This is a genomic window from Roseomonas rosulenta, assembly GCF_016106005.1.
Taxonomy (GTDB): Bacteria; Pseudomonadota; Alphaproteobacteria; order Acetobacterales; family Acetobacteraceae; genus Neoroseomonas; species Neoroseomonas rosulenta.
The window spans coordinates 1-1,832 of sequence record NZ_JACADR010000482.1 but is presented as its reverse complement, the minus strand read 5'-3'; the positions used below and the strand labels follow the sequence as shown (position 1 = coordinate 1,832).

The following is a 1,832-nucleotide window of genomic DNA, read 5'->3' as shown; positions in this document are numbered from 1 at the left end:
GGGGTGGCCCGAGAGCCGCGACAGGCGCCGCAGCGGCAGCGCGCGCAGCGTGCGCCGTCCCGTCCGACCCGCGGGCGCGGCCACGCGTGTGAAAAAGCGCGACGCGGGCGCCCTGAATCGGCTCCGGCCGATTCAGCCCGGCGCGATAATGGTCTAAGCTAGGGCGCGCGAGTCAGGGAGACACCGAGATGTTCCGCCGCACCATCCTCAAGGGCACGCTTGCCGCCGCCGCGCTGCCCGTCGCCGCCCGCGCCCAGGGCCGCGACCTCACTGTCGTCTCCTGGGGCGGCGCCTACCAGGACGCGCAGCGCGAGGTCTTCTTCCGCCCCTTCCAGCAGGCCACCCGCAGCCGGATGCTCGAGGAAACCTGGGATGGCGGGATCGGCGTGCTGCGCTCGCGCATCGCCTCGGGCGCCAATACCTGGGACGTGGTGCAGGTCGAGAGCGAGGAACTCCTGCTCGGCGCCGACGAGGGCCTGTTCGAGCCGCTCGACTGGGCGGCGATCGGCGGTCGCGACGCCTATATCCCGCAGGCGGTGAACGATTTCGGCGTCGGTGCCATCCTGTATTCCTTCGTCATCGCCTATGACCGCGCGCGCATGCCGCAGGGCCCGGCGAACTGGGCGGAGTTCTTCGACACCGCGCGCTTCCCCGGCAAGCGCGGCCTGCGCCGCGGCCCCAAGACCACGCTCGAGATCGCGCTGATGGCCGATGGCGTCCCGGCCGACCAGGTCTATGCCGTGCTCGGCACGCCGGCCGGCGTGGACCGCGCCTTCCGCCGGCTCGACAGCATCAAGGCCGAGCTCGCCTGGTGGGAACGCGGCGCGCAGCCGCCGCAATGGCTCGCCGCCGGCGAGGTGGCGATGACCAACGCCTACAACGGCCGCATCGCCGCGGCGAACGCGACCGATGGGCGCAACTTCGCGATCGTCTGGGCGGGCAACCTCTACACCATCGATTCCTGGGTGATCATGAAGGGCAGCCCGAACCGGGCGCGCGCGCTGGAATTCCTGAAGTTCGTGGGCCAGCCCGAGGTGCAGGCCGGATTGCCGCCGCGCATCCCCTATGGCGTGACGGCGCGCGGCGCGAATGACCGCCTGCCGCCGGCGCTGCTGGCGGAACTGCCGACCGCGCCCGCCAATATCGCGGGCGCGCTGCAGATCAGCGACCGCTTCTGGCTCGACAACCTCGACCGGCTGACCCAGCGCTTCAACACCTGGGTGGCGCGCTGAAACGGCACCGCGCCCTGCGGCGCGGTGCGCCCGCGTGACCGGCTTCGACGATATCGGCAGCTGGAGCCGGTCCTGGGCCTGGGGCGTGCCGCTGATCGTGGCGACGGTGGTGGTGCATGTGCTGGGGCTGGTGCTGATCCGCGCGGGCATCGCGCGCGCCTTTGCGCACCGCATGCCCGACCGTGCGGCGCACATGGTGCGCTTCGCGGTGGGCATGGGCGTGGCGGTGCTGCTCACCACGGTGCTGCACATCATCCAGGCGGCGGTCTGGGCCGCGGCCTATGTGCTGCTCGGGGCCGCGCCGACGATCCGCCAGGCGATGCTCTATTCCATCAACGCCATGACGGCGTATGGCCACACGGTGGTCTACCTGGCGCCGGACTTGCAGATGCTGGGCGCGCTGCAGGCGCTGAACGGGTTGATCCTGTTCGGGCTGACCACGGCCTTCCTCTACGGCATGGTGCAATACGGCTGGCCGGAGCGCAGCCCGTGAGGCGCCGCCGCCGCCGCGCGGACTGAACCCCCGCGCAGCCTCGGCCAGGCCCGGAAGGGGGTGGTGCCGCGCCGCCGGGAACCGCCGCGGGCGGCGCCCGGGTCCGG

Annotated in this window: 2 protein-coding genes; both read left to right on the top strand. The window is 72.3% G+C overall.

The genetic code is table 11. The annotated features are described in order from the left end of the window. Nucleotides 1-188 precede the first annotated feature (188 nt). Nucleotides 189-1,232, top strand: coding sequence for an ABC transporter substrate-binding protein (locus HW578_RS26090; protein WP_198373621.1), 1,044 nt, complete (start codon nt 189-191; stop codon nt 1,230-1,232). 34 nt (nt 1,233-1,266) lie between these two features. Beyond that, nucleotides 1,267-1,725 carry a hypothetical protein gene (locus HW578_RS26085; RefSeq protein ID WP_198373620.1) on the top strand — a complete coding sequence of 153 codons (459 nt, stop codon included), beginning with the start codon at nt 1,267-1,269 and terminating at the stop codon, nt 1,723-1,725. Nucleotides 1,726-1,832: the final 107 nt, after the last annotated feature.